Annotated in this window: 21 protein-coding genes; 9 read left to right on the top strand and 12 right to left on the bottom strand. The window is 63.3% G+C overall.

Annotation, left to right across the window (positions count from 1 at the left end; genetic code table 11):
* Positions 1 to 35 precede the first annotated feature (35 nt).
* Positions 36 to 986, bottom strand: coding sequence for a FecR domain-containing protein (locus tag NUV89_RS04990; protein WP_257780509.1), 951 nt, complete (start codon positions 984 to 986; stop codon positions 36 to 38).
* Complete coding sequence (locus NUV89_RS04985; protein ID WP_257780508.1) at positions 973 to 1,488, bottom strand: sigma-70 family RNA polymerase sigma factor; 516 nt, start codon at positions 1,486 to 1,488, stop codon at positions 973 to 975. Before NUV89_RS04985 ends, NUV89_RS04990 begins: the two co-directional genes overlap by 14 nt.
* 159 nt (positions 1,489 to 1,647) lie before the next feature.
* Here NUV89_RS04985 and NUV89_RS04980 point away from each other — a divergent pair, with 159 nt between their 5' ends.
* Positions 1,648 to 2,277, top strand: a complete 630-nt coding sequence (locus tag NUV89_RS04980) for a LysE family translocator (RefSeq protein WP_257780507.1) — start codon at positions 1,648 to 1,650, stop codon at positions 2,275 to 2,277.
* 137 nt (positions 2,278 to 2,414) lie between these two features.
* Here NUV89_RS04980 and inhA read toward each other — a convergent pair whose 3' ends face one another.
* On the bottom strand, positions 2,415 to 3,095 hold the full coding sequence (gene inhA / locus NUV89_RS04975; RefSeq protein ID WP_257780506.1) for an isonitrile hydratase: 681 nt from the start codon (positions 3,093 to 3,095) through the stop codon (positions 2,415 to 2,417).
* Between the two features lie 90 nt (positions 3,096 to 3,185).
* Between inhA and NUV89_RS04970 the strand changes: the two genes are divergently transcribed.
* Positions 3,186 to 4,190 (top strand): GlxA family transcriptional regulator, encoded by a 1,005-nt coding sequence (locus tag NUV89_RS04970; RefSeq protein ID WP_257780505.1) that lies wholly within the window; start codon positions 3,186 to 3,188, stop codon positions 4,188 to 4,190.
* Here NUV89_RS04970 and NUV89_RS04965 read toward each other — a convergent pair.
* From NUV89_RS04965 to NUV89_RS04950, 4 genes are all read right to left on the bottom strand, one after another.
* Positions 4,124 to 5,038: an alpha/beta fold hydrolase gene (locus tag NUV89_RS04965; protein WP_257780504.1), complete on the bottom strand. Its 915-nt coding sequence runs from the start codon at positions 5,036 to 5,038 to the stop codon at positions 4,124 to 4,126. The two genes, NUV89_RS04970 and NUV89_RS04965, sit on opposite strands and share 67 nt — an antisense overlap.
* A gap of 71 nt (positions 5,039 to 5,109) precedes the next feature.
* A complete protein-coding gene (locus NUV89_RS04960; RefSeq protein ID WP_257780503.1) occupies positions 5,110 to 6,051 on the bottom strand; it encodes a GNAT family N-acetyltransferase in 942 nt (313 codons plus the stop codon).
* A 38-nt stretch (positions 6,052 to 6,089) separates the two neighbouring features.
* Positions 6,090 to 7,916: a glycoside hydrolase family 15 protein gene (locus tag NUV89_RS04955; RefSeq protein WP_257780502.1), complete on the bottom strand. Its 1,827-nt coding sequence runs from the start codon at positions 7,914 to 7,916 to the stop codon at positions 6,090 to 6,092.
* Entirely contained in the window at positions 7,909 to 8,709 is an 801-nt protein-coding gene (locus tag NUV89_RS04950) for a glucose 1-dehydrogenase (protein WP_257780501.1), read from the bottom strand. Before NUV89_RS04950 ends, NUV89_RS04955 begins: the two co-directional genes overlap by 8 nt.
* Before the next feature lie 182 nt (positions 8,710 to 8,891).
* On the opposite strand from NUV89_RS04950, the gene NUV89_RS04945 reads away from it, so the two are divergent.
* From NUV89_RS04945 to NUV89_RS04920, 6 genes are all read left to right on the top strand, one after another.
* A complete protein-coding gene (locus NUV89_RS04945; protein ID WP_257780500.1) occupies positions 8,892 to 9,392 on the top strand; it encodes a sigma-70 family RNA polymerase sigma factor in 501 nt (166 codons plus the stop codon).
* Positions 9,393 to 9,406: 14 nt separating this feature from the next.
* Positions 9,407 to 10,354: a FecR family protein gene (locus NUV89_RS04940; protein WP_257780499.1), complete on the top strand. Its 948-nt coding sequence runs from the start codon at positions 9,407 to 9,409 to the stop codon at positions 10,352 to 10,354.
* Between the two features lie 97 nt (positions 10,355 to 10,451).
* A complete protein-coding gene (locus NUV89_RS04935; protein WP_257780498.1) occupies positions 10,452 to 12,848 on the top strand; it encodes a TonB-dependent receptor in 2,397 nt (798 codons plus the stop codon).
* A gap of 197 nt (positions 12,849 to 13,045) precedes the next feature.
* Positions 13,046 to 13,999 carry a type III secretion effector protein gene (locus NUV89_RS04930; protein ID WP_257780497.1) on the top strand — a complete coding sequence of 318 codons (954 nt, stop codon included), beginning with the start codon at positions 13,046 to 13,048 and terminating at the stop codon, positions 13,997 to 13,999.
* A gap of 309 nt (positions 14,000 to 14,308) precedes the next feature.
* The gene (locus NUV89_RS04925; RefSeq protein WP_257780496.1) at positions 14,309 to 14,488 is read left to right on the top strand and encodes a type III secretion effector protein; all 180 of its coding nucleotides are present in this window, start codon (positions 14,309 to 14,311) and stop codon (positions 14,486 to 14,488) included.
* Positions 14,489 to 14,625: 137 nt separating this feature from the next.
* On the top strand, positions 14,626 to 15,576 hold the full coding sequence (locus NUV89_RS04920) for a type III secretion protein (RefSeq protein WP_257780495.1): 951 nt from the start codon (positions 14,626 to 14,628) through the stop codon (positions 15,574 to 15,576).
* Positions 15,577 to 15,598: 22 nt separating this feature from the next.
* Here the strand turns inward: NUV89_RS04920 and NUV89_RS04915 are convergent, their stop codons facing one another.
* The gene (locus NUV89_RS04915; protein ID WP_257780494.1) at positions 15,599 to 16,750 is read right to left on the bottom strand and encodes an MFS transporter; all 1,152 of its coding nucleotides are present in this window, start codon (positions 16,748 to 16,750) and stop codon (positions 15,599 to 15,601) included.
* Positions 16,751 to 17,096: 346 nt separating this feature from the next.
* On the opposite strand from NUV89_RS04915, the gene NUV89_RS04910 reads away from it, so the two are divergent.
* Positions 17,097 to 18,077 carry a diaminopimelate epimerase gene (locus NUV89_RS04910; protein WP_257780493.1) on the top strand — a complete coding sequence of 327 codons (981 nt, stop codon included), beginning with the start codon at positions 17,097 to 17,099 and terminating at the stop codon, positions 18,075 to 18,077.
* Here the strand turns inward: NUV89_RS04910 and codA are convergent.
* From codA to NUV89_RS04890, 4 genes are all read right to left on the bottom strand, one after another.
* The gene (codA, locus tag NUV89_RS04905; RefSeq protein ID WP_257780492.1) at positions 18,064 to 19,305 is read right to left on the bottom strand and encodes a cytosine deaminase; all 1,242 of its coding nucleotides are present in this window, start codon (positions 19,303 to 19,305) and stop codon (positions 18,064 to 18,066) included. The two genes, NUV89_RS04910 and codA, sit on opposite strands and share 14 nt — an antisense overlap.
* A 39-nt stretch (positions 19,306 to 19,344) precedes the next feature.
* Positions 19,345 to 20,613 (bottom strand): cytosine permease, encoded by a 1,269-nt coding sequence (gene codB / locus NUV89_RS04900; RefSeq protein WP_257780491.1) that lies wholly within the window; start codon positions 20,611 to 20,613, stop codon positions 19,345 to 19,347.
* Positions 20,614 to 20,752: 139 nt separating this feature from the next.
* A complete protein-coding gene (locus NUV89_RS04895) occupies positions 20,753 to 21,376 on the bottom strand; it encodes an NUDIX hydrolase (RefSeq protein WP_257780490.1) in 624 nt (207 codons plus the stop codon).
* Between the two features lie 8 nt (positions 21,377 to 21,384).
* Positions 21,385 to 21,825, bottom strand: a complete 441-nt coding sequence (locus tag NUV89_RS04890) for a GNAT family N-acetyltransferase (RefSeq protein WP_257780489.1) — start codon at positions 21,823 to 21,825, stop codon at positions 21,385 to 21,387.
* Positions 21,826 to 21,909 lie beyond the last annotated feature (84 nt).

Raw genomic sequence — 21,909 nt, 5'->3', positions numbered from 1 at the left:
GCAATGCGAATTCACCTCATTTATTTTTCAACGGTTTATACCCGGGGGGTGACGCTCACCCAATACCGGCTGCGGTAGGTGACATCGACGTTGAGCGATTGCGCAACCAGCGTCAGCACTTGATCGGTATCGCTCAACTGATAGGTGCCCGACACCCGCAACCCGGCCACCGCTTCGCTGCAACGCACCAGCCCGTTGCGGTAACGCGCCAATTCACTGAGGAAATCATCCAGGCGCATGTTATGGGCGCTGATTACGCCGTCGCTCCAGGCCCAGGGGTCGAGGCCGTTGGCGATGGGCAGGCGGATGCTGTGGCGGTCGATCAGCACCGCCGTGCCGGGCTGGATCAACTGGCGGGCGTTGGCGTCATGGCGGTCGGCAAACACCGCCACGCTGCCCTGTTGCACCGCGACCAGCGTGCCTTGGGCTTCTTCGCGGACCAGCACGCGCGCACCTTGGGCACGCAGGTCAGCGTTGCGGGCCAGGACCCAGAAGGGGCGACTGTCGCCGCTGGGCTGCACCAGGATTTCGCCTTGGCGCAGCTGCACCTTGCGGCGTTCTGCGTTGAAGGTGGTATCGATTGCGGTGGCGCTGTTGAGTTGGACCTGGCTGCCGTCGTCCAGCGTCACGCGTCGCTGTTCGCCGGTGGCAGTGCGGTAGTCGGCCACCAGGGCGGGCAGCGGCGTGTAGTCGCGGCCGAACCAGGTCAGCCCGGCCGCACCGGCCACCAGGCCCAGCAGCTTGAGGCTTTCCCGGCGGCTGATGCGTTGCCGCGCGCCGCTGAGGGTGCGCCGCCCGAGCTGGGCCGGCAGGTGGCTGAAGTCGTCATTCATGGTCGCCACGCGCTGCCACACCTGCTGGTGTTCGGCGCTGCTGTGCAGCCAGCGTTCAAACGCGGCGGTGCTGGCGTCGTCGGCGACATTGAAACGCAGCTTGATCATCCACTGGATCGCCTGGTCCACCAGGCGCGGGTCAGCATTCCTCATAGCGCAACCGATAACAGGCGTGCAGCGCCTTGGACAGGTCGCGCTCCACGGTGGCCTTGGACACGCCGAGGCGCAGGGCGATTTGCGCGCAGGTCAGGCCGTCCAATTGGGCGAGCAAGAAGGCTTCGCGCACGCGCGGCTTGAGTTGGTCGAGCAGGCGGTCGATGCGCTCCAGGCTGTCGAGGATCAGGCGCCGGGTTTCTTCCGACGGCACCTCGGCCTGTGGGAAATGCGCGAGGCTTTCGAGGTAGGCGCGTTCCAGTTCGCGGCGTCGGTATTGGTCGATCATCAGGCTGCGGGCGATGCTGCTCAGGTACGCGCGCGGTTGCTGCAAGGTCTGCTGCCTGCGCGCGTTGAGCAAGCGCACAAACGTCTCCTGCGCCAGGTCGGCGGCATGCTCGCGGCAGCCGGTGCGCCGGTTCAACCAGCCGTGCAGCCAGGAGTGATGGGCCAGGTACAGCTGGCCGATGGCGGCGGGGTCCAGTGGGTGATCGCTCGACATGGGCTTCCTGGCACAGCAGTCATAATTGATAATGTTTCGCATTCTAGTCGTTCATTATGGCAATGAGCAATCACCGGCGCGCAATGTATCCAGCACAATTTTTTGTTGGCCCACGGTGCGCGGATTACGCTCCAGGTTTTCCCGATGGATGGCTTGAGCATGATCGACCTTGCGACGCTGGCGGTTTTTTGCGGTGCGGTGCTGTTGTTGCTGTTGTCGCCGGGGCCGAACATGGCCTTTGTCATTAGCCACGGTGTGAGCCACGGCTGGCGCGGCGGCATCGCCTGCGCCCTGGGCATCGGCGTGGCCGACCTGCTGCTGACCGTGCTGACCGCCAGCGGGGTGACGGCGCTGGTGGCCAGTTGGCCGCCGTCGTTTGACCTGATCCGCTATGCGGGGGTGGTTTATCTGCTGTGGCTGGTGTTCAAGACCTTGCAGAAAAGCCCGCGTTTGGACACGGCTCACGCCCACCGCATACCCCTTAGTCGCGTGTGTGTGCAAGCAATGCTCAACAGTTTGCTCAACCCCAAGGCGTTGTTGTTTTTTGTGGTGTTTTTGCCGCAGTTTGTGCGGCCGCAGGCGGGATCGATTGCCGTGCAGTTGATGGTGCTTGGCGGTGTTTTGACCGTGATCGCAGCAGTATTTCATGGGCTGCTGGGGGCGTTTGGTGGTGTGCTGAGCCGTTTCTTTGCCGGGCGCTCGCACAGCGCCCGGCTACAGAAATGGGGGCTGGCGACCGTGCTGACGGTGTTGGCGGTGCGGTTGGCGGTGATGTCGCGTCCCAATTGACTCACCTGCGACCTCATGACCGACCGAGATCAAATGTGGGAGCGGGCTTGCTCGCGAATGCGGTGTGTCAGTCGAAGCATCTTTAACTGAGCCACCGTATTCGCGGGCAAGCCCGCTCCCACAGGGGTTTTGTATTATCAGCCCAGTAAAGCGGCGGCCCGCGCAACAATCTCACCACGAGTCTTGCGCGACTGCGCCGTGCGCTTATGCGCTTCTTCCAGCACCGCCTTGGGCGCTGTATCCGGGCGACCCGCATCAAACGGCGGCGCCGGCGCGTATTCGATCTGCAACTGCACCAGCTGCGCCGTCGCTTCGTCGTACAGCTCCGCAGCCAGTGTCAACGCGAAATCGATACCAGCGGTGATGCCGCCCCCCGTCAACAGGTTGCCATCGCGCACCACGCGCTCTTGCACGGGGATCGCACCGAGCGGGGCGAGCATGTCGTGATACGCCCAGTGGGTGGTAGCCTTGCGCCCGCGCAGCAGGCCCGCCGCGCCCAATACCAATGAACCCGTGCACACCGACGTCACATACCGCGCGGTCTGCGCCTGTACCGTGAGGAAGTCCAGGGTCTGCGGGTCTTCCATCAACGCGCCCACGCCGGAACCGCCCGGCACACAGAGCACATCCAACGGCGGGCAGTCGGCATAGGTCATGGTCGGGGTGAACACCAGCCCGGTGCTGGAGGTGATCGGCGCCAGGTCTTTCCACACCAGGTGCAACGTCACGTCCGGCAGCGAGCCGAGGACGTCATAGGGGCCGGTCAGGTCCAGTTGCTGGATGCCGGGGAACAACACAAAGCCGATCTGCAAGGTCATGGACAGCGCTCCGAGAAAGGGGTGGACGGCTCAACTCTAGAGGCCTAGGCTTTGGCGCACACGCCATTCAGCCCACAGATCACGCCAATCATGCCGCGAATCGTCCATGTCCTCGCTTTTGCCAATGCCCAGGTGCTCGACGTGACCGGGCCGTTGCAGGTGTTCGCCTCCACCAACGACCTGGCGCGCCAGCGCGGCTTGCCGTTGCCTTACGCGGTCACGGTGATCGCCGCGCAAACGGCGCCGGTGATGACGTCCGCCGGCCTGGCGCTGGTGGCCGAGCCGTTGCCGGCCATCGACGCACCTTGCGACACCCTGGTGATCGCCGGCGGCTGGGGCGTGTACGGCGCCGCCGAAGACCCGGCCTTGGTGGAGTGGGTGCGGGAAAAAGCCCGGCACACCCGGCGCATGACCTCGGTGTGCACCGGCGCCTTCCTGCTGGCGGCCAGTGGTTTACTGGACGGCTGCCGCGTGGCCACCCACTGGACGCGCTGCGACGAACTGGCGCGCAAATTCCCCGCGCTGACGGTGGAATCCAACCCGATCTTCATCCGCCAGGGCGCAGTGTGGACCTCCGCCGGCGTCACCGCTGGCATCGACCTGTGCCTGGCGTTGGTGGAAGACGACCTGGGCAGCGAAGTGGCCCTGGAAGTGGCGCGGCACCTGGTTGTGTTCCTCAAACGCCCGGGCGGGCAATCCCAATTCAGCGTGACCTTGTCCCTGCAAAAGGCTGACAGCCGCTTCAGCGAACTCCACGCCTGGATGGCCGAAAACCTCACCCTCGACCTGAACATCCCGACCCTGGCCGCCCAGGCCGGCATGAGCGAACGCAGCTTTGTGCGCCACTACCGCAACGAAACCGGCCAGACCCCGGCGCGGGCGGTGGAACTGATCCGCGTCGAAACCGCGCGCAGGCAATTGGCGGACAGCACGGCGTCGATCAAGCGCATTGCCGTGCAGTGTGGTTTTGGCAGTGAGGAAACCTTGCGCCGCAGTTTTTTAAGGGCCTTGGCGGTGACGCCGCAGGCTTATCGTGAGCGGTTTTCGCTGAGCAATTCCAGCAGTGCATCCAGCGTGGCTAGAGGCGCTTCCTGAGGAATATTGTGGCCGACGCCGGGCAAGATCCTGCGCCGATAAAAACCGCTGAAATGCGCCGCGTCATCATCTTCCACGGGAGGCGGCCCCACCCCGTCGTCCGCACCGTATAGGGAGATGCTCGGCACCGAAATCGTCGGTTGCAGGGCCAACGCCTGTTCGATCGCTTCCAGTGCCGGGTCGCCCGACGCGTACATAAAACGGTGGCGATAGGAGTGAATCACTACCTCGACGAAGTCCGGGTTATCGAACGACGGCGCGCTCTGCTCAAACAGGCCCGCCCCCTCGTCCCAGGACGGTGACCACAGCGTCCATAGCAACTGGCACAGCTCACGGCGGTTGGCGCTCAAACCGTCCACGCCCCGTTGCGTATGAAAGTAGAACTGATACCACAACCGATGCTCCGTCTCCGGTGCACAGGGGGTGATCGACTTGGCGATGTCCTGGATGTTGTAGCCATCCCCGGTTACCAACCCACGCACCCGTTCGGGCCACAGTGCGGCGACGATACAGGCGGCGCGCCCACCCCAGTCATATCCAGCCAGGGTGGCCTGGGGGATCGACAGCGCATCCATGAAATCCAGCAAGTCCTTGGCCAACGCCGCCTGTTGCCCGGAGCGCATCACCTGCTCGTTGATAAACCGCGTCGGGCCGTACCCGCGCAAATACGGCACCAATACCCGATAGCCCCCCTCGGCCAGCACCGGTGCAATGGCGTCATAGCCGCGTGGGTCATAGGGGAAACCATGCAGCAGAATCACGGGCGTTCCGTCGAGGGGGCCGTGGGCTTCGTACGCCACATCGAGCATGGAGGTGCGCACGTAGAGCAGCGGGGCTGTGGTGGTCATGGTGGGTGATTACCGGCTGGCCAGGAGTGCTGAAACTCTAGCCGATTGTTGTGGCGGGTTGTGGGCAGGGGTTACTTGCCTGAGCCGGTTTGTCGAAGGCCTATGCAATTTCCCCACGGGTCGCGGACCTGGCAAATCCAATGACCACCCTCGATCTCCATGGGCCCGCGATACAACGTCCCGCCCAGTTCCTCAAACCGTCGCAATGCGTGCTGCAAGTCGTCTACTCCCCAGTACACCACTGACCCCGCTGCACCGGACGCGACCTTGTCATCGGCGTTGACGATCTCGAGGGCTACGCCTGCTACATCCAAATGGCCGAAGTCATCAGGGGCATGACGAATGCGTGTCGCCAACGGAAAGGCTGCGGCATACCACTCGGTTGCCGCACGCCAGTCCGGGACGTGAATAAGGATTGAGATGATGGGCATCCGCCGAACAGAACATCCGATACCTGTGTTTTTCCTGGCCAGCCAGTCTTGGCTCAACAACCCCAATACACGCAGATCGTGTCGCTGGCCATTCCAGGCCCCAGCCTCGCGCAACGTGCCTTCGGCTTTGAAGCCCAGTCGCTCCAACAACTTGAGCGACGCGGTATTTTGTGGATGTACCCAGGCCTCCACGCGATGCAATTGCATCTGTTCAAAACCCCAGTCGAGCATTGCCTGCAAAGCTTCACTCATCAATCCCTGGCCACGCGCGCCGGGCGCCAGTTCACAGGCGAGTGCGCAACTGTTCCACCCTCGGTTCCACTTGAACAGGCCACAACTGCCGATCAGTTTTCCATCGTGTTCGATCCCCCAGCGTGTGCCGGGGTTGGGTTGGCTGCGCCAGTGCGCGAAGGTTTCGATCAGGGCTTCGGCCTGGGCAATATGGGTCATCGCGTCGGCGCCGAACCAGCGCATGCTGTCGGCATCGCGGTGGATGTCGAATAGCGTCGGTGCGTCGCTTGCCACCAGCTCACGCAGGTTCAGGCGTTGGGTGTGTAGTGTTGGGAAGGGGCTCTGGCGCATGGGGTCCTGTCCGTAGCCGAGGGGCTGGTCATTGTGCCTCAGGGCTGCCAGGTCGTCTTCTCCCCACTGAGCTTGCGGTCGAGGAACGTCGCCGCGCTGATGAGCGCCAGGTGGCTCAAGGCCTGGGGCGTGTTGCCCAGGTGCCGGGCCTGGCCGTCGAACTCTTCGGCGTACAGGCCCAAGGGGTTGGCGTAGCGCAGCAGTTGTTCGAATTCGAGGTGGGCTTTTTCCACTTGGCCGGCGCGGGCGAGGCATTCGACGTACCAGAACGAGCACGCGGCAAACGCGCCTTCGGTGCCTTGCAGGCCGTCGATCTGGCTGTCGTCGTTGCGGTAGCGGTAGACCATGCCGTCGCGCACCAGGCTTTTCTGGATGGCTTCAAGGGTCGACAGCCAACGCGGGTCGGTGGCCGCGACGAAGCGCACCAGCGGCATCAACAGCATCGAACCATCGAGCGCCGTGCTGCCGATGTGCTGCACAAAATGCCCGCGCTCTGCGTCCCAGAAGTTGCTCCAGATGTCGGCGTAGATTGCCTGGCGTGCCTGGTCCCAACGGGCGAATGGCGCCGGCAGCGAGCGTTTGGACGCCAGGCGGATCGCGCGGTCCAGCGCCACCCAGCACATCAGTCGCGAATGCAGGAAGTGGTGCTGCTCGCCACGCATTTCCCAGATGCCCACGTCTTCGGTGTTCCAGATTTCACAGACCTGATCGGCGACTTCCACCGTGTGTTGCCAGCCGTCATGGGAGATGGCTTCGCCGTATTTGTTGACCAGGTACACCGCGTCCATCAGCTCGCCGTAGATATCCAGCTGGATCTGCCCGACCGCCCCGTTGCCGATGCGCACCGGCTTGGCGCCGCCGTGGCCGGCGAGGTGCGCCAGTTCGGTTTCCGGCAGTTCCTGGCGGCCGTCGATGCCGTAGAGGATATTGATCTTCATCGGCTGGCCGCAGCAATCACTGACCCGGCCCTTGAGCCAGCGCATGTAGGCGTTGGCTTCCTCGACAAAACCCAGGCGCATGAACGCGTAGACGGTAAACGAAGCGTCGCGGATCCAGGTGTAGCGGTAATCCCAGTTGCGCTCGCCGCCGGGTGTTTCCGGCAGGCCGAAGGTGGCGGCGGCGATGATTGCGCCGTGTTTGCGTGAGGTCAAAAGCTTCAACGCCAGGGCGGAACGATTGACCATTTCGCGCCAGCGTCCCCGGTAATTCGACTGCGCGATCCAGCCGCGCCAGAATTTCAAGGTGTGGGCCAGGGCGAGGTCGGTGCAGTGGCTGTCTACCCGGTCGTCATCCACACCGCCGAGGACAAAGTCGGCGCCTTCGCCCTGGTTCAGGGTGAAGCGGGCGACGGCCGCGCCGTCGTCGATCAGCAACGGCTGGCTGCTGGCCAAGCGCAGGCCGGGCTGGCCGTCGGCGTTGAAACACACCGCGCCGTTATCGAGCGCGACGTGGGTCGGCGCACGTGCGTAGTCATGGCGCACGGCGCAGCGCAGGTGGATATCGGCCGTGCCGCTGACCACCCGCACACGGCGAATCAACAGCGGCAGGTCGTCGATTTCATCGCTGATGGCCAGCAGGTCGGTGACTTCCACCACCGCTGCATCGCTGAGCCAGCGGGTTTGCAGCACGTTGGTGTCGGGCAGGTAGATCTGCTCGCGGCGGGCGTTGGGCAGGTCCGGCGTGAGTTGGAAAATGCCGGCGTCGGGGCTGTCCAGCAGGGCACAGAAGATCGACGGGCTGTCGAACTCCGGCCAGCAGAAGAAGTCGATGCTGCCTTTGTCGTTGACCAGGGCCGCACTGCGCATGTCGCCGATGATGCCGTGGGCATCGATGGCGCTCTGGGGTTCGTTGTTTAACTCAACCATTGCCGCGAAACTCCGGGTAAAGGCTCATGCCGCCGTCAATGAACAGGGTGCTGCCGACCACATAGTCGGAGGCATCGCTGGCCAGCCACACCACGGCGTTGGCCACGTCTTCCACGTCGCCGACGCGGCCGTAGGGGATCAGCTTCAGCAACTCTTTTTCCGCTGCGCCTTCAGTGGCGGCACGGTTGATCGGCGTGCGGATCGCCCCCGGCGCAATGCCGTTGATGCGGATGCGCTGCTCGCTGACTTCCTGGGCGAGGGTGCGCATCAACATCTCGACGCCGCCTTTGGAGGCGGCGTAATTCACATGCCCGGCCCAGGGGATCAGTTGGTGCACCGAACTCATGTGGATGATTTTTCCCGCTGCCCGCGACACGCCTTCACGCACGCCCTGGCGATTGAAGATACGCACGGCCGCACGGGCGCAGAGGAACTGGCCGGTGAGGTTGACGCCGATCACCGTGTTCCAGTCGTCGAGGCTCATGTCCACCAGGTTGGCGTCTTTTTGCAGGCCGGAGTTGGCGACCAGAATGTCGAGGTGGCCAAAGGCGTCGAGGGTCTGCGCGAAGAGGCGTTCCACGTCCGCCTCCTTGGACACATCGCCACCGATGGCAATCGCCCGGCCGCCGTTGGCGTTGATCTGCGCCGCGAGGGCTTCGGCGGGAGCCGCCTGGGCGTTGTAATTGAGCACCACGGCCGCGCCGGCATCGGCCAGGGCCTTGGCGGCACCCGCGCCGATGCCGGAGCTGGCGCCGGTGACCAGGGCGACTTGTTGCTGCAGCGAGAGAAGCATGGGCCAACCACCATTGCTAGAGGGTTCAGTTAGCTGACTGGTGGGGTGGGGCGTAAGTTCAGCGGCGCTTGCATCGATGGCGATGCCGCGGCGCTTCGAACTGTGCCGACACGACCGGTAGCAATTGCCCGACTTAATAGGAAGCATTACTATTCACGCCCCGCCTCCCCAGTGCCTCCGCGATGATTCCCCAGCCGCCCCGCAGAACAGGCTTTTTCGACTATTACGAAGAGTTGATCGGCACCTGGACGCGCCGCCTGAGAAACCGTCAGCAGGCCGAGGATCTGGCGCACGACACCTTTGTGCGGGTGCTGGAGGCCCGTTCCACCGAGGTTGAGCAACCGCGCGCCTACCTGCATCAGACTGCGCGCAATATCGCGGTGGACGCCCATCGCCGCGAAGACCGGCGCGAGGCATTGGGGCTGGACGCCTTTGAGCAAAGTTCGCCCCACAGCGGCGACCCGGAGCATTTCATGCATGCGATCCAGTTGGCGGATTCCATCGAGCGGGCCCTGGCGGAGTTGCCGCTCAACTGTCGCAGGATTTTCATCTGGCAGAAAATCGAAGGCCTTACCCAGCAGGAAATTGCCGAACGCCTGGGCTTGTCCAAGAACATGGTGGAAAAGTATATGATCCGCACCCTGCGGCATCTGCGTGACCGCCTGGACGCGCTGGCCCCATGAACCAAGGATCTTCCATGATGGATACCCGTGCCCGAGACGAGGCTGCGCAATGGTTTGTGCGCCTGCAAGACGCCGAACTGAGCGCCGCCGAGCGCCAGCAGTTCGAGGCGTGGCGCCGGGAGCATCCCGCCCACCAATATGAATTCGATGTGCTGCGCGGCTTGTGGAGCGCCGCCGACCTGCTGCCAGCGGCGCGCCTGCAGGCGCTGTGCGCGGCGCCGGCCGAACGGCCGAAGCGCCGCGCGGTGTTGCGTTATGCGGTGGCTGCCAGTGTGGTGGCCGTTGCCATTGGCTTGGGCGTGTTCAGCATTCAACCAAAACCCTACAGCGCCGAATTCAGCACGCGGTTGGGCGAGCATCGCCAGGTGACCTTGCCCGACGGCTCGATGATGGAGTTGAACAGTCGCAGCGTGGTCGCGGTGCATTTCGAGAAAGGCCGGCGTGGCGTGGTGCTCAAACAGGGCGAGGCGATGTTCAGCGTCGAACACGATACGAGTCGCCCGTTCGTGGTCGCCGCCGGGGCCGGGCAAGTCACCGTGACCGGCACCCGCTTTGACGTGCGCCGCGACGACGACCAGACCCGCGTGGTGGTCGAGGCCGGCACCGTCAAGGTGCAAGGGCAGGCAGCGGATGCCATTGTCACCCTCACGGCGGGACGCGGCACGCACATCGACCGCCAGGGCAACGTGGTGCCAGCCTACGCGGTCAACGCTGAGGAACTGACCGCCTGGCGCAGCGGCAAACTGGTGTTCAACAACGCCACCTTGGGCGAGGTGGCGCGGGAAGTCTCACGCTACCGCGAGCAGCCGTTGCGGGTGGGCTCGGCGGCGGTGGGCGAGCTGCGCCTGACCAGTGTGTTCAAGTCCAGCGACACCGAGGCCTTGCTCAAGGCCTTGCCCCACATCCTGCCGGTGGCCGTGCGCGCCTTGCCGGACGGCAGCCAGGAAATTATTTCACGCTGACATTCAGGTTTTTTCCGCGCTCGTCGTCTTCTCCTGCAACTGCAACTGGTTTGCATTAACGGCCGCACTTGCTTGCGATCACAGGACTCGATTCGACGTGAAAAAACTTGCTCGCCACAACAATAAAATCTCCCGCTGGGCGCCGTTGGCCCTGGCCCTGGCCGTCAGCAGCGCGGCGTACGCCGCCGACGCCATCCATATCCAGGCCCAGCCCCTGGGGGCGGCGCTGAGCCAGTTGGGCCAGCAAACGTCCCTGCAAGTGTTCTTCAGCCCAGACATGGTCGCCGGCAAGCAAGCCCCGGCAGTGGACGGCAACCTGTCGCCGGAACAGGCCCTGCGCCAACTGCTGCAAGGCAGCGGCCTGGACTACCAGATCGACGCCGGCTCTGTGACCTTGCGCCCGCTGAGCAGCGGCACCGGTGCAGCCGGCTCGCCGCTGGAACTGGGCACCACCGACATCAAGGTGGTCGGCGACTGGCTCGGTGATGCCAATGCCGAAGTGGTGCAGAACCACCCCGGCGCGCGGACGGTGATCCGCCGCGAGGCCATGGTGGAGCAGGGCGCAATGAACGTCGGCGACGTGTTGCGCCGTGTGCCGGGGGTGCAGGTGCAGGAATCCAACGGCACCGGTGGCAGCGATATTTCCCTCAACGTCGGTGTGCGTGGTCTTACGTCGCGGTTGTCGCCACGTTCCACGGTGTTGATCGACGGCGTACCGGCCGCGTTCGCTCCGTATGGCCAGCCGCAACTGTCGATGGCGCCGATTTCCGCCGGCAACCTGGACAGCATCGACGTGGTGCGCGGCGCCGGTTCCGTGCGTTATGGGCCGCAAAACGTCGGTGGCGTTATCAACTTTGTTACCCGCGCGATCCCCGAGAAGTTCTCCGGTGAAGTCGGCACCACCCTGGAAACCTCGGCCCATGGCGGCTGGAAACATCTGGAAAACGCCTTTGTCGGCGGCACCGCAGACAACGGCATCGGCGCGGCGTTGCTGTACTCCGGGGTCAAGGGCGACGGTTATCGCAACAGCAACAATTCCAATGACATCAATGATGTGATCCTCAAGACTCATTGGGCGCCGACCGATCAAGACGACTTCTCCATCAACTTCCACTACTACGACGCCACCGCCGACATGCCCGGCGGCCTGACCCAGAAGCAGTTCGACGCCAACCCCTACCAATCGGTGCGCGACTGGGACAATTTCACCGGGCGCCGCAAGGATGTGTCCTTCAAGTACATCCGGCAGATCGACGACCGCACCCAGGCCGAAGTGCTGACGTACTATTCCGACAGCTTCCGTGGCAGCAATATCGCCAACCGCGACTTGCTTACCCTCGGCTCGTACCCGCGCACCTACTACACCTTTGGCATCGAGCCGCGGGTGAGCCATGTGTTTGATGTGGGCCCGAGCACCCAGGAAGTCAGCGTCGGTTATCGCTACCTCAAGGAAGGCATGCACGAGCAGGCCACCAGCCTCAACCTGGTCAACAATGTGCCCACTCCGGGCGGGCGCAGCGACGGCCACGTGTATCAGGACCGTACCGGTGGCACCGAAGCCAATGCCTTCTACGTCGATAACAAGATCGACATCGGCAAGTGGACCATCACCCCGGGCATCCGCTTCGAAGACATCCGCACCGAATGGCACGACCGCCCGGTGGTCCCGCTGACCGGCCCGCGCACCCTGGAAAAACGCCGCGAGGTGCACAACAACGAACCGCTGCCGGCCTTGAGCGTGATGTACCACGTCTCCGACGCGTGGAAACTGTTCGCCAACTACGAAACGTCCTTCGGCAGCTTGCAGTATTTCCAGCTAGGGCAGGGCGGTACGGGCGACCAGACCGCCAACGGCCTGAACCCGGAAAAAGCCAAGACCTACGAAGTGGGCACGCGCTACAACGACAACGTGTGGGGCGGCGAAGTGACGCTGTTCTACATCGACTTCGCCGATGAGCTGCAATACGTCAGCAACGCCGTGGGCTGGACCAACCTCGGCGCCACCAAGCACACCGGTCTCGAAGCCTCGGCCCACTACGACCTGTCGAACCTCGACCCGCGCCTGGACGGCCTGACCGCCAACGCCGGCTTCACCTACACCAAGGCCACCTCCGAAGGCGATGTGCCCTTCAAGGGCCGTGACCTGCCGCTGTACTCCCGTGAAGTGGCGACGCTGGGCCTGCGGTATGACGTCAACCACTGGACCCACAACCTGGATGTCTACGCCCAGTCCGGCCAGCGCGCGCCAGGCACCGGTACCACTTACATCACCCAAGGCACGGCCGATGGTCAATACGGTGATATTCCGGGCTATGTCTCGGTCAACGTGCGCAGTGGCTATGACTTTGGCGCGCAGCTGTCGAACCTGAAGCTGGGCGTGGGGGTGAAAAACGTCTTCGACCAGCAGCACTACACCCGCTCCAGCGACAACAATGCCGGGTTGTACCTGGGTGAGCCACGTACGTTCTTTGTACAGGCCAGCGTCGGGTTCTGATCCGTACCGGGGTGGAATAATCGCAGCTCAAGGGCTGCGATTTTTTTTGCTGTTTTCCTACGCTTTCACGCGAATATCGGGAGGCTCGACCGGAACCGTTTCCGACAAATGCGCCACACAGAGGGATGCCTGATCGGCCTGGACGCGACGTTGGGCTGGCAGGTTCACGATCCAACCTTCTTGCACTGGAGACATTTATGTCGGTATCGACCCTCGAGTCATCCGTACCCGCCTCATCCGCCCTTGATCCGTCGTTGTCCGCGCCACAGGGCAAGGCCAATCGCCCGGCGCCGGCTGCGCCTTCCTCTGGCGGCCAGAATACGGCGAATGTGAATTTCCGTTCGCAGGAGACCACGACCGGGCCGGTGTTTGGCGATCATCAACCGCCATCTGACCGTGCGGGTCATCAGCATCACGGCAATCACCCCCACAACCCCTTTGCAAGTAATCAGGCGATGCGGTACCCAGGGGTCGCGGAGCAGTTCAAAAACTGGATGAACCAATGGTTTGGCGGCTGCTGGCCGTTCAAGCCAAAACCCTGCAATGGTGCGCCGCCAAGGCCGCATCCTGGTTCGGGTGCTCCCTCCAGGCCGTACCCAGAAAAGGACTACACGAAGCAGAACCATGAACAGTTGACACAGGCGCTGCTGGATAACTTCAGAGCGTTTACAGCGCCCCGTTATAAGAATTCGATGACCATCGACGATATCAGGAAAATGGCCAACAGAGATCCGGGCGCCGACCCGGTGATGAACAATAATATTCTTCTGGCCAAAGAGATCCTCAACCGTCCCGACCTGATGCGTGCCCTGGATCGCAACAATGGAACGGGGGCCACGGATGGCAAGTTCAGCAGGCAGGATCTGCGTGATGCTCTCAACGACACGAACTTTTTCCGCTACAAGAGTGACAAGGAGGTCGCCAGGGAATTGCTTGACCATTTCAGCGAGTTGGAACGGCGTTGGGGCGGAAAAATCAGTATTGCCGATCTGAAAGCACTGGCTGCCCAACGCCCGACGGGCGACTCTGCCAAGGATCACCTTATCCAGTTGGCCCAGGTGCTCCTCCGTCGCGGTCACTTGTTGGGGAAGCTGGATGACAATGGCGATGGGTATCTCAGTCGAAGGGAGCTCTACAGGTTGGCTCACTGACGGCGAAGCCGTGCGGTCATGAGGCGCCGTGAGCTTTTTTGCGGTGCCTCATGCCGGCAGACATATGTGTCAGGAACTATTTCCACAGGGACGCCACTCAGGCTATACCACCCCATCGGCGCGGTGGGACGGGTCGCTTTTCAGCCACCGAGAGAGGGTCCAGATATGCCTACAACTTCGCTTCAATCTCGCCAGGGTGGTTTTTCACAAGCCGTTCGCTGTGGGCATGACGCGGAGCCGCTCGGGGTGGCGGCCGGCGCTGAAGCAGCCGAAGGGCTTGCGGCCAGTTGCTGTGCCCAAACGCGGCGAATGAAAGCGTTTACCGGTCAACGGCAATTCCAGGCGCCGGTCCCGGATGATTTTGCCAGGGGCATGCTGGCGCCAGGGCTGGCGGAAGGGACGGTGGCGTCGCCCTTGAAACCTATCGCCAGTGGCCTGGCCACATTGGTCATGGGGCTGTTGGCCTGGCGTCGGCAAAAGCCTGGCTGAGCACAGGTCCGGCCGCCTTTTTACATACTGTCATTGGTATTTTGCGCCAGTCTGGAACTGTCGTACTCCGCTCACCACAGAGGTTTGCTTGTGTTCATGGAACCAGGCACAGATCTGAGAAAAGTTGGAGAAGTCGCATGACAATCGATGCTGCACTACCTCACGCGCGGCTAGCGGCCACGGGCGCATCGGCGCCGGCAGAACAGGGCTCACGATCGGCGGCGTGTTTACCGGCCACCCACCACGATGCCTGGAACGACGCCCCCCATGTTGTGCGGCCTCGTGACATTTCATCGCCTGAGTTGCCTCGGCGGCCAGCGCTGTTGCGGGGCGGCGTGCCCGGCCTGCATCACCGTGCCTTGCAGAACCCACTGGCGCCGCGTGCGAGCCTGTTGCCGCCGGGCGCTGACTCAAAAGACAGCCAACTGGCCGATACCCTGAGGGAAAGCTTCGATTTGCTGCACCCCTTCCTGAAGGAAGGGCGACTGACGCTGTCATCCTTGCGGCAGGTGGCTGAAGCCAAGCCCGGCGACAGCGACAGACTGGACTGCGCCATCCTGGCGGCCCGCGAGATCCTCAACCGCCCGCCTCTGCAGGACGCAATCCTGAGCAGCGACGGTGAAATCACCCGCGACAGCTTGGCGGCCGCCGTGACCGCCGTGCAGGGCAACAGCTCCCCAGGTGCGTTCAGCCAGGACCCGTTCCATGGCCAGGAGAATGCGCAGGTGGTCAAAGCCTTGCAGGGGCTGTTCGAGCCGTTGCGCGATCAGACAAAGGACAGAACGTTCTTTTTTGACAAGCACCAGTATGTGGAAATTGCCGCGCTCAGGGCCCTGATGGGCGATCCCGATGTCGTCGGCCCACAGGGCCAGCCTGTACTGGACCCGGCCACCGGGTTGCCCGCCAAGCAGTACAGCGAACTCAGCGTGTACATGGCCAAGAACATCGTTGAGCGCCCGGGGTTACTGCGTTCGCTGGAGCGCGCCAGCGGCACGCGGATGTTCGGCCCGGCCCACCATGAAGGCTGGATCAGCAATAAAGGCCTGGAGCGCTGGCTTGAGCAGGACAAGGCCCACAAAGCCCTGTGAGACCAAGGCTTTGCGCGGGGGGTTACACCTTGAGAATCTTGCCGCTGATGGCCACGCCCGCGAGCAACAGGGCAATCAGTACAAAGGCGGTGCTCAGGCTGCTGCCATGAGCAATAAAGCCGATGACCGCCGGCCCGGCAAGAATGCCGGCGTAGCCCAGGGTGGTGATGGCCGGCACGGCGATATGTTCGGGCATCACCGTTTGCTTGCCGACGGCGCTGTACAGCACCGGCACAATGTTCGAGCAACCGGCGCCCACCAGTGCATAGCCGAGCAACGCGGTTTGCCACGCCGGGAACAGGGTGGCCAACAACATGCCTGCCGTGGCCAGCGCGCCGCCGATCACGATCACGCGGGTGGCGCCCAGGCGGCGCACAATGGCGTCACCGGTCAGGCGCCCGGCGGTCATGGTCAGGGCGAATGCAGCGTAGCCAAGGCCGGCGTAGGCTTCGTCGAGGCCACGTTCGGCGCTGAGGAACACGGCGCTCCAGTCGAGCACGGCGCCTTCGGCCAGAAATACGATGAAGCACAGGCAGCCGATAAACAGCACCACACCATGGGGTACGGCAAACGCAGGTCCTGAACTTTCACTGCCATAAGGCAACAGGTGTGGCCCGGCCTTGAGCAACGCCACGGCCATGATGACGATCACCACCAGGGTCGCCTGCAACGGTGTAAAGCCCAGCCCCAGCAACCCGGCGACGCCGGCCGCACCGACAATCCCCCCCAGGCTGAACAGGCCATGAAAACCCGACATCATGGTTTTGCCGCTGGCCCGCTCGACGATCACGGCTTGCAGGTTGACCGTTGAGTCCACCGTGCCCAGGCCTGCGCCAAACAGGAACAACCCGAGGATCAGCCACGGGATCGAACTGACGGTGGCCAGCATCGGCAGGGCCAGGCAGATCAGGATCGTGCCGGCGCTCAACACGCGCCGGCAGCCGTAGCGTGACGCCAACGCGCCAGCCACCGGCATGGCGATGATCGAGCCCACGCCCAGGCACAGCAGCAACAGGCCCAGGGTGCCTTCGTTCAACTGCGCCCGCGCCTTGGCATAGGGCACCAGCGGCGCCCACGCCGCGATGCCGAAACCGGCGATGAAAAAGGCGATGCGGGTGGACATTTGCTCCAGCCGCCCGGGAATCACGGGCGCAGGGGTGGGGATGGCGGTCATGGAAAATCCTTGGTTTTGCGTTCAACGAACGGTGTCCGGCGCGACATCCTTACATATCAGGCCGGGGGGAGCGAGCCGGGCGCCGGTGGCGGCGGCGGTGAATTTTATTTTTACAAAGGGGGAACGCTTCAAGTGTTACTCGCCACGTAAGGGGTATTGGATCTACCGGAGACGGTCTGGAAGGTGCGTAATCCCTGTGGGAACTGGTGAACCCCAGGCTTCTTGCAGTGGATCACGCACCTTCCAGACCGCCTCCCACAGCCACGGCATTCTGTAATACGCTGCTGTTCCAATCTGTAGGCAAGCGAGCGGATGAACCGATGAAATATTCCTGGCAGGCGCTGCCATGACCCAGTTCTACGATGCCCGGGGCAATCTCTACGGGGTGGTCAGCCCGGCCTTTTTACGCCGCCAGGGCATCGACCTGGCCGACACTGCCGCCCAGGCCGCGCGTGAGCGCCAGGGTTGGGCGCCGGCGGCGATCGCGTCCGAATGCAGCTGGGGTGGGGTGCCGCGCCCGGCCGGGGCCAAGGCCCACCGGTGTGATGGTTTGTTGGTCGGGCCGTTCCAGGACGAACCGCCATTTGACCTGTTGATCGTCAACACAGACGGCACCCTCGCCGAACGCAGCGGCAATGGCCTGACGATCTTTGCCCAGGCTCTCACGGACCATGGCTTGATGACGGCGGCCAGTGAGTTGCGCGTGCATCACGACCAACCCGGCGGCGCCTCGCCGGTGACCACTTGGGTGGAACCCGCGGTGTATGAGCAGGTAGGGGGATTTTGGCTTACATTGGGCCAGCCCACATTTGGGCCCCTGGCCGTTGGCGCATCGGACGTGGGCGACGCCGGACTCAGCCACCTCAGCGCACTGGCGGCGATCAACCCGCACTGGACGCAGAGTCAATTTGTGCGGGTGGGCAACCCCCACTGCGTCACGTTGGTGGAGCACGCGTCGGCGTTGCCGGACAACGCACAGATGCAGCAGCCCGCGCTATTCGAACCCTTGCAAGCGATTGCCTTTGCGCCGCCGGTTGGCCGTGGCCAGCCCTGTGCCGCCGGCGTCAACCTGCAATGGGCCGCGCGGGAAACCGACCACCGCGTGATCGCCCGCGTCTTTGAGCGCGGCGAAGGGCCCACGGCGTCGTCCGGCACCAGTGCCAGCGCGGTGGCGTGTGCAGCATGGCGCGCCGGCTGGGTGGCGGCGGGTGAGGTCGCGGTGGTGATGCCGGGCGGTACGGCGCCGGTGCGCTTGCAGGCCACGGCTGACACGTTGCTCGGTGTCAGCCTGTTCGGCACAGCGCGTCGGCACACTAGCGAATCATGAACTCCACCTGCGCAGGCTGGCGCTTCATCAGCACCTTGCCGTTGCGGATCGAATACAGCGGCAGGCCCTGGCTGCGAATCACTTCGTAGTCGCTGTCCGCCGAGAGGATCAACAAGTTGGCCGGCCGCCCCGGCTCCAGGCCGTAGCGGTCGCCGAGGGCCATGGCCTTGGCGCTGTTGTCGGTGACCAGGTCGAGGGCACTTTGCAGGGTGCGGTAGCCGAGCATATGGCAGATATGCAAGCCGGCTTCGAGCACCCGCAGGATGTTGCCGTTACCCAGCGGGTACCAGGGATCGACGATGGAATCCTGGCCGAAGCACACGTTCATGCCGGCTTCGAGCAGCTCGTTGACGCGGGTCACGCCGCGGCGTTTCGGGAAGCTGTCAAAGCGGCCTTGCAGGTGGATGCTCTCGGTCGGGCAGGAGACAAAGCTGATGCCGGAATGCCCCAGCAAGCGAAACAGCTTGGCGCAGTAGGCATTGTCGTAGGAGCCCATGGCCGTCGTGTGGCTGGCGGTGACGCGCGCGCCCATGCCACGGCTGCGGGCTTCTTCGGCGAGGACTTCGAGAAAGCGCGAGTGCGGGTCGTCGGTTTCGTCGCAATGCACATCCACCAGGCAACCGGTGCGCTCGGCCAGGTCCATCAGGAACTTCACCGAACTGACGCCCTGGTCGCGGGTGTATTCAAAGTGCGGGATGCCGCCGACCACATCGGCGCCCAGGCGGATGGCTTCCTCCATCAGCTCGCGGCCGTTGCGGTAGGACTCGATGCCTTCCTGTGGGAAGGCGACGATTTGCAGGTCGATCAGGTGCGTGCTTTCCTCGCGCACTTCCAGCATGGCCTTCAGCGCCGTGAGGTTGGGGTCGGTGACATCGACGTGGGTGCGCACATGCTGGATGCCGTGGGCGGCGAGGGCCTGGATGGTGTGTTTGGCGCGGGTCTTGGTGTCGGCAAAGGTGATGGTGGCTTTGCGCTCGCCCCAGCACTCGATGCCTTCGAACAAGGTGCCGCTCATGTTCCAGCGCGGCTCGCCGGCAGTGAGCGTGGCGTCGAGGTGGATATGCGGTTCGACGAAGGGCGGGGTCACCAGGTTGCCGGCGGCGTCCAGGTCATCAGGGCCGGGCGTCGGCACGCTGGTTTGGGGAGTGATGCTGGCAATCCTGCCGTGTTCCAGGTGCAGATCATGCAGGCCTTCACGGTTGCGCAGGCGGGCATTGATGATGTGCATGGGCAAGTTCCTCTTGGGCAAAAAGCAATCAGGTGAGCATTATGCCTCGGCGCTGGCCAATGGCGATCTCGCCCGTAGGACGGTGGTCAGCAGTATGTAGGTTATGCTCGCGGCGGCAATGCCCACCAGCGGCGCGACCCAGGGCGAATGAAATGCCAGCAGCGTGCCTACAGCATACGCCGCCAGTCCGGGCCAGTTGAACGCAGGCAAATGCGCATCCGCCAATCGTGGGTAGTGGCCGCGATAACGGTAGAAGAAGTCCGCCATGATCACCCCGCCAATCGGTGGAATCACCGTGCCCAGCAGGATCAGGTACGGCACCAGCAGGTCGTACATGCCCAGCATCGCCAGCAGGGTGCCGATCACCGCACCGACCAGGGTCACGGTTTTGCGCCGCCGAGTGCGCAACAAGTTGCAGCCCGCCACGGCGAAGTTGTAGATCGTGTTGTCCTGGGTGCTCCAGATGTTGAGCAGCAACATGGCCATGGCGGCCATGGCAAACCCTTGCAGCAGCAACACCTCCACCACGTCGGGCTGCTGATAGACGATGGCGCCATACGCGCCAATCAATACCATCAGGCCATTGCCGATAAAGAAGCCGATCAGGCTGGCGAACACTGCGACTTTGGCCGAGCGCGAAAACCGCGTCCAGTTGGTCGCTTGGGTCGCACCGCTGACAAAGGTGCCGAATACCAAGGTGATCGCCGTGGACAAGTCCAGCTCGCCCGTCGGCACTACCGCCAGCAGGCCATCGAGTCCGCCGACTTTTACCGTGGCCACCCACATCGATAAAAACAGCAGGATGCCCATGGCGGGTACCGCGATATAAGACAAAATCTCCAATCCGCGATAGCCCACGTACGCCGTGGCGCAAAACACCAGGCCGAACAGCATCATCAACCCCAGCACGCTGCCCTCGCTCAGCTCGAAGTATTTGCCCAGCACTACGGCGGCCGTGGCGGTGCCCCAGGCATACCAGCCAATCTGGGTGAAACCGAGGATCAAATCGCTGAGCTTGCTGCCCACTTCGCCAAAGCAGAAGCGGCCCATCAGCACTGAATTCAACCCGCTCTTGAAGGCGATGTAACCCAGGCCTGCGGCATAGATACCCAACAACAGGTTACCCAGGGCCACGACGCCAAGCATCTCGCTGAAACTGAACGCCACGCCCAGCTTGCCGCCGGCAAACATGGTCGCGGTAAAAAACGTGAAGCCCAGCAGCACCATGGCGGTTGACGCCAGGCCCTTGCGCGCATGCAGGGGAACTTCGCTGAGGGGGTAATCGTTGCCCGGTTCGTGCTGCGTCATGTGCCTTGCTCCCTGAGTCGTGACACAGAGGCAGTTGCACCGGACGTGCCAATACGCGCGGTGCTGCGGCGATACAGCTGTCGACGGGGTCAAAGCACTTCATCAGGCACGAAAGCGGTGCGCGGTGATGCAAATTGGATCAGTCGAACAGCGTCTGCGTCGTCTCGCCGCGATGGAACGCAAAGGCGGCTTCCAGATCACTTTCGATGGTGCGTCCACGGGACAGCGGCGGCAGTTCATCCAGGCGGAAAAAGCCCACCTCGGTGGTCTCGAACCCCGCCATCGGCGCCAACTGGTCCACACGGTCACACAGGAAATACAGTTTGTAGAAATCCCGCACGTCCGGCCGATACAGGCCCTTGGCCTTGTGGGTGACGCTATACAGCGCCCGCGCGGTAACGGTCAGCCCGGCTTCTTCGCGAATTTCCTTGATGATGTTTTCTGCGGCGGACAAACCGATGTCGGCGTAACCGCCTGGTAACGCCCAGCAGCCATCGGTCAATTCGCGCACCAGCAGGATCCGATCGCCCTCGATCACCGCACCGCGCACGTCGAGCATCGGCGTTGAATAGCGCTGGGCAAAGTCCGACACCAGCCCCGTGATGCGTTCCAGCGGTACGTTGCCCAACTGCGCCAGCATGCTGTGGGCAATCTCGGCGATTTCTTCCAGGCGCTCGCGTTCGAAATCGTCGGTGCAAAAGTGCAGGCCTGTAGACGCTAGCGCTTGCAGGCGCTTGGCTTGGGCCAGCCAGGTGTTTTCCATGGGGGCTCCTAAAGGGATTTACTCATGTACACACGGTGCAGGCCATGTTCTTCGGCCCGATGGGTCTCGACATAGCCGCGACGGCTATAGAGCTTGATGTTCTCAGTCATGGCTTCGTTGGTGTACAGGCAGATGGCCGCGTAGCCCGCATCGATTGCCTGGCGCTCGGCAAAATCCATCAACTGGCGCCCGAAACCAAGACCCTGGGCATCCGGGGCGACAGCCAGGTTATCCAGCAGCAGGGCGGTGCCGGCATCGGCGAGGATGATAAAACCTTGCACGCGCCCGGCGTTGTCCAGCACGTGAACCCCGCCGGCCTCGATCAACTGGCGATAGTCTTCCAGCATCGGGCCGGGTTGGCGCCCGATCCGTTCGATATAGGGCGAGTAGGCAGCCTGGACGATAGCCTCAATGGCTGCAACATCCTCAACAGTGGCGGGGCGCATCATTACAGCGTGCTCCTGGTTAAGGGCGCTGTACTTGTGGCGAGGGAGCTTGCTCCCGCTGGACTGCGTAGCAGTCCCACGCTTTTC

The sequence above is a fragment of the Pseudomonas sp. 18.1.10 genome, from assembly GCF_024655625.1.
Taxonomy (GTDB): domain Bacteria; phylum Pseudomonadota; class Gammaproteobacteria; order Pseudomonadales; family Pseudomonadaceae; genus Aquipseudomonas.
The sequence above is the reverse complement of the archived record's forward strand: the minus strand, read 5'-3'. Positions and strand labels throughout refer to the sequence as shown.

Excerpts from the sequence above, each read along its gene's own strand:
- NUV89_RS04920 (WP_257780495.1), top strand. The coding sequence starts at position 14,626 with ATGACAATCGATGCTGCACTACCTCACGCGCGGCTAGCGGCCACGGGC.
- codB (WP_257780491.1), bottom strand. The coding sequence starts at position 20,613 with ATGACGCAGCACGAACCGGGCAACGATTACCCCCTCAGCGAAGTTCCC.
- NUV89_RS04985 (WP_257780508.1), bottom strand. The coding sequence starts at position 1,488 with ATGTCGAGCGATCACCCACTGGACCCCGCCGCCATCGGCCAGCTGTAC.
- NUV89_RS04910 (WP_257780493.1), top strand. The coding sequence starts at position 17,097 with ATGACCCAGTTCTACGATGCCCGGGGCAATCTCTACGGGGTGGTCAGC.
- NUV89_RS04945 (WP_257780500.1), top strand. The coding sequence starts at position 8,892 with ATGATTCCCCAGCCGCCCCGCAGAACAGGCTTTTTCGACTATTACGAA.
- inhA (WP_257780506.1), bottom strand. The coding sequence starts at position 3,095 with ATGACCTTGCAGATCGGCTTTGTGTTGTTCCCCGGCATCCAGCAACTG.
- NUV89_RS04895 (WP_257780490.1), bottom strand. The coding sequence starts at position 21,376 with ATGGAAAACACCTGGCTGGCCCAAGCCAAGCGCCTGCAAGCGCTAGCG.
- codA (WP_257780492.1), bottom strand. The coding sequence starts at position 19,305 with ATGCACATCATCAATGCCCGCCTGCGCAACCGTGAAGGCCTGCATGAT.
- NUV89_RS04915 (WP_257780494.1), bottom strand. The coding sequence starts at position 16,750 with ATGACCGCCATCCCCACCCCTGCGCCCGTGATTCCCGGGCGGCTGGAG.
- NUV89_RS04965 (WP_257780504.1), bottom strand. The coding sequence starts at position 5,038 with ATGACCACCACAGCCCCGCTGCTCTACGTGCGCACCTCCATGCTCGAT.
- NUV89_RS04955 (WP_257780502.1), bottom strand. The coding sequence starts at position 7,916 with ATGGTTGAGTTAAACAACGAACCCCAGAGCGCCATCGATGCCCACGGC.
- NUV89_RS04925 (WP_257780496.1), top strand. The coding sequence starts at position 14,309 with ATGAAAGCGTTTACCGGTCAACGGCAATTCCAGGCGCCGGTCCCGGAT.
- NUV89_RS04930 (WP_257780497.1), top strand. The coding sequence starts at position 13,046 with ATGTCGGTATCGACCCTCGAGTCATCCGTACCCGCCTCATCCGCCCTT.
- NUV89_RS04980 (WP_257780507.1), top strand. The coding sequence starts at position 1,648 with ATGATCGACCTTGCGACGCTGGCGGTTTTTTGCGGTGCGGTGCTGTTG.
- NUV89_RS04950 (WP_257780501.1), bottom strand. The coding sequence starts at position 8,709 with ATGCTTCTCTCGCTGCAGCAACAAGTCGCCCTGGTCACCGGCGCCAGC.
- NUV89_RS04890 (WP_257780489.1), bottom strand. The coding sequence starts at position 21,825 with ATGATGCGCCCCGCCACTGTTGAGGATGTTGCAGCCATTGAGGCTATC.
- NUV89_RS04970 (WP_257780505.1), top strand. The coding sequence starts at position 3,186 with ATGCCGCGAATCGTCCATGTCCTCGCTTTTGCCAATGCCCAGGTGCTC.
- NUV89_RS04940 (WP_257780499.1), top strand. The coding sequence starts at position 9,407 with ATGATGGATACCCGTGCCCGAGACGAGGCTGCGCAATGGTTTGTGCGC.
- NUV89_RS04960 (WP_257780503.1), bottom strand. The coding sequence starts at position 6,051 with ATGCGCCAGAGCCCCTTCCCAACACTACACACCCAACGCCTGAACCTG.
- NUV89_RS04990 (WP_257780509.1), bottom strand. The coding sequence starts at position 986 with ATGAGGAATGCTGACCCGCGCCTGGTGGACCAGGCGATCCAGTGGATG.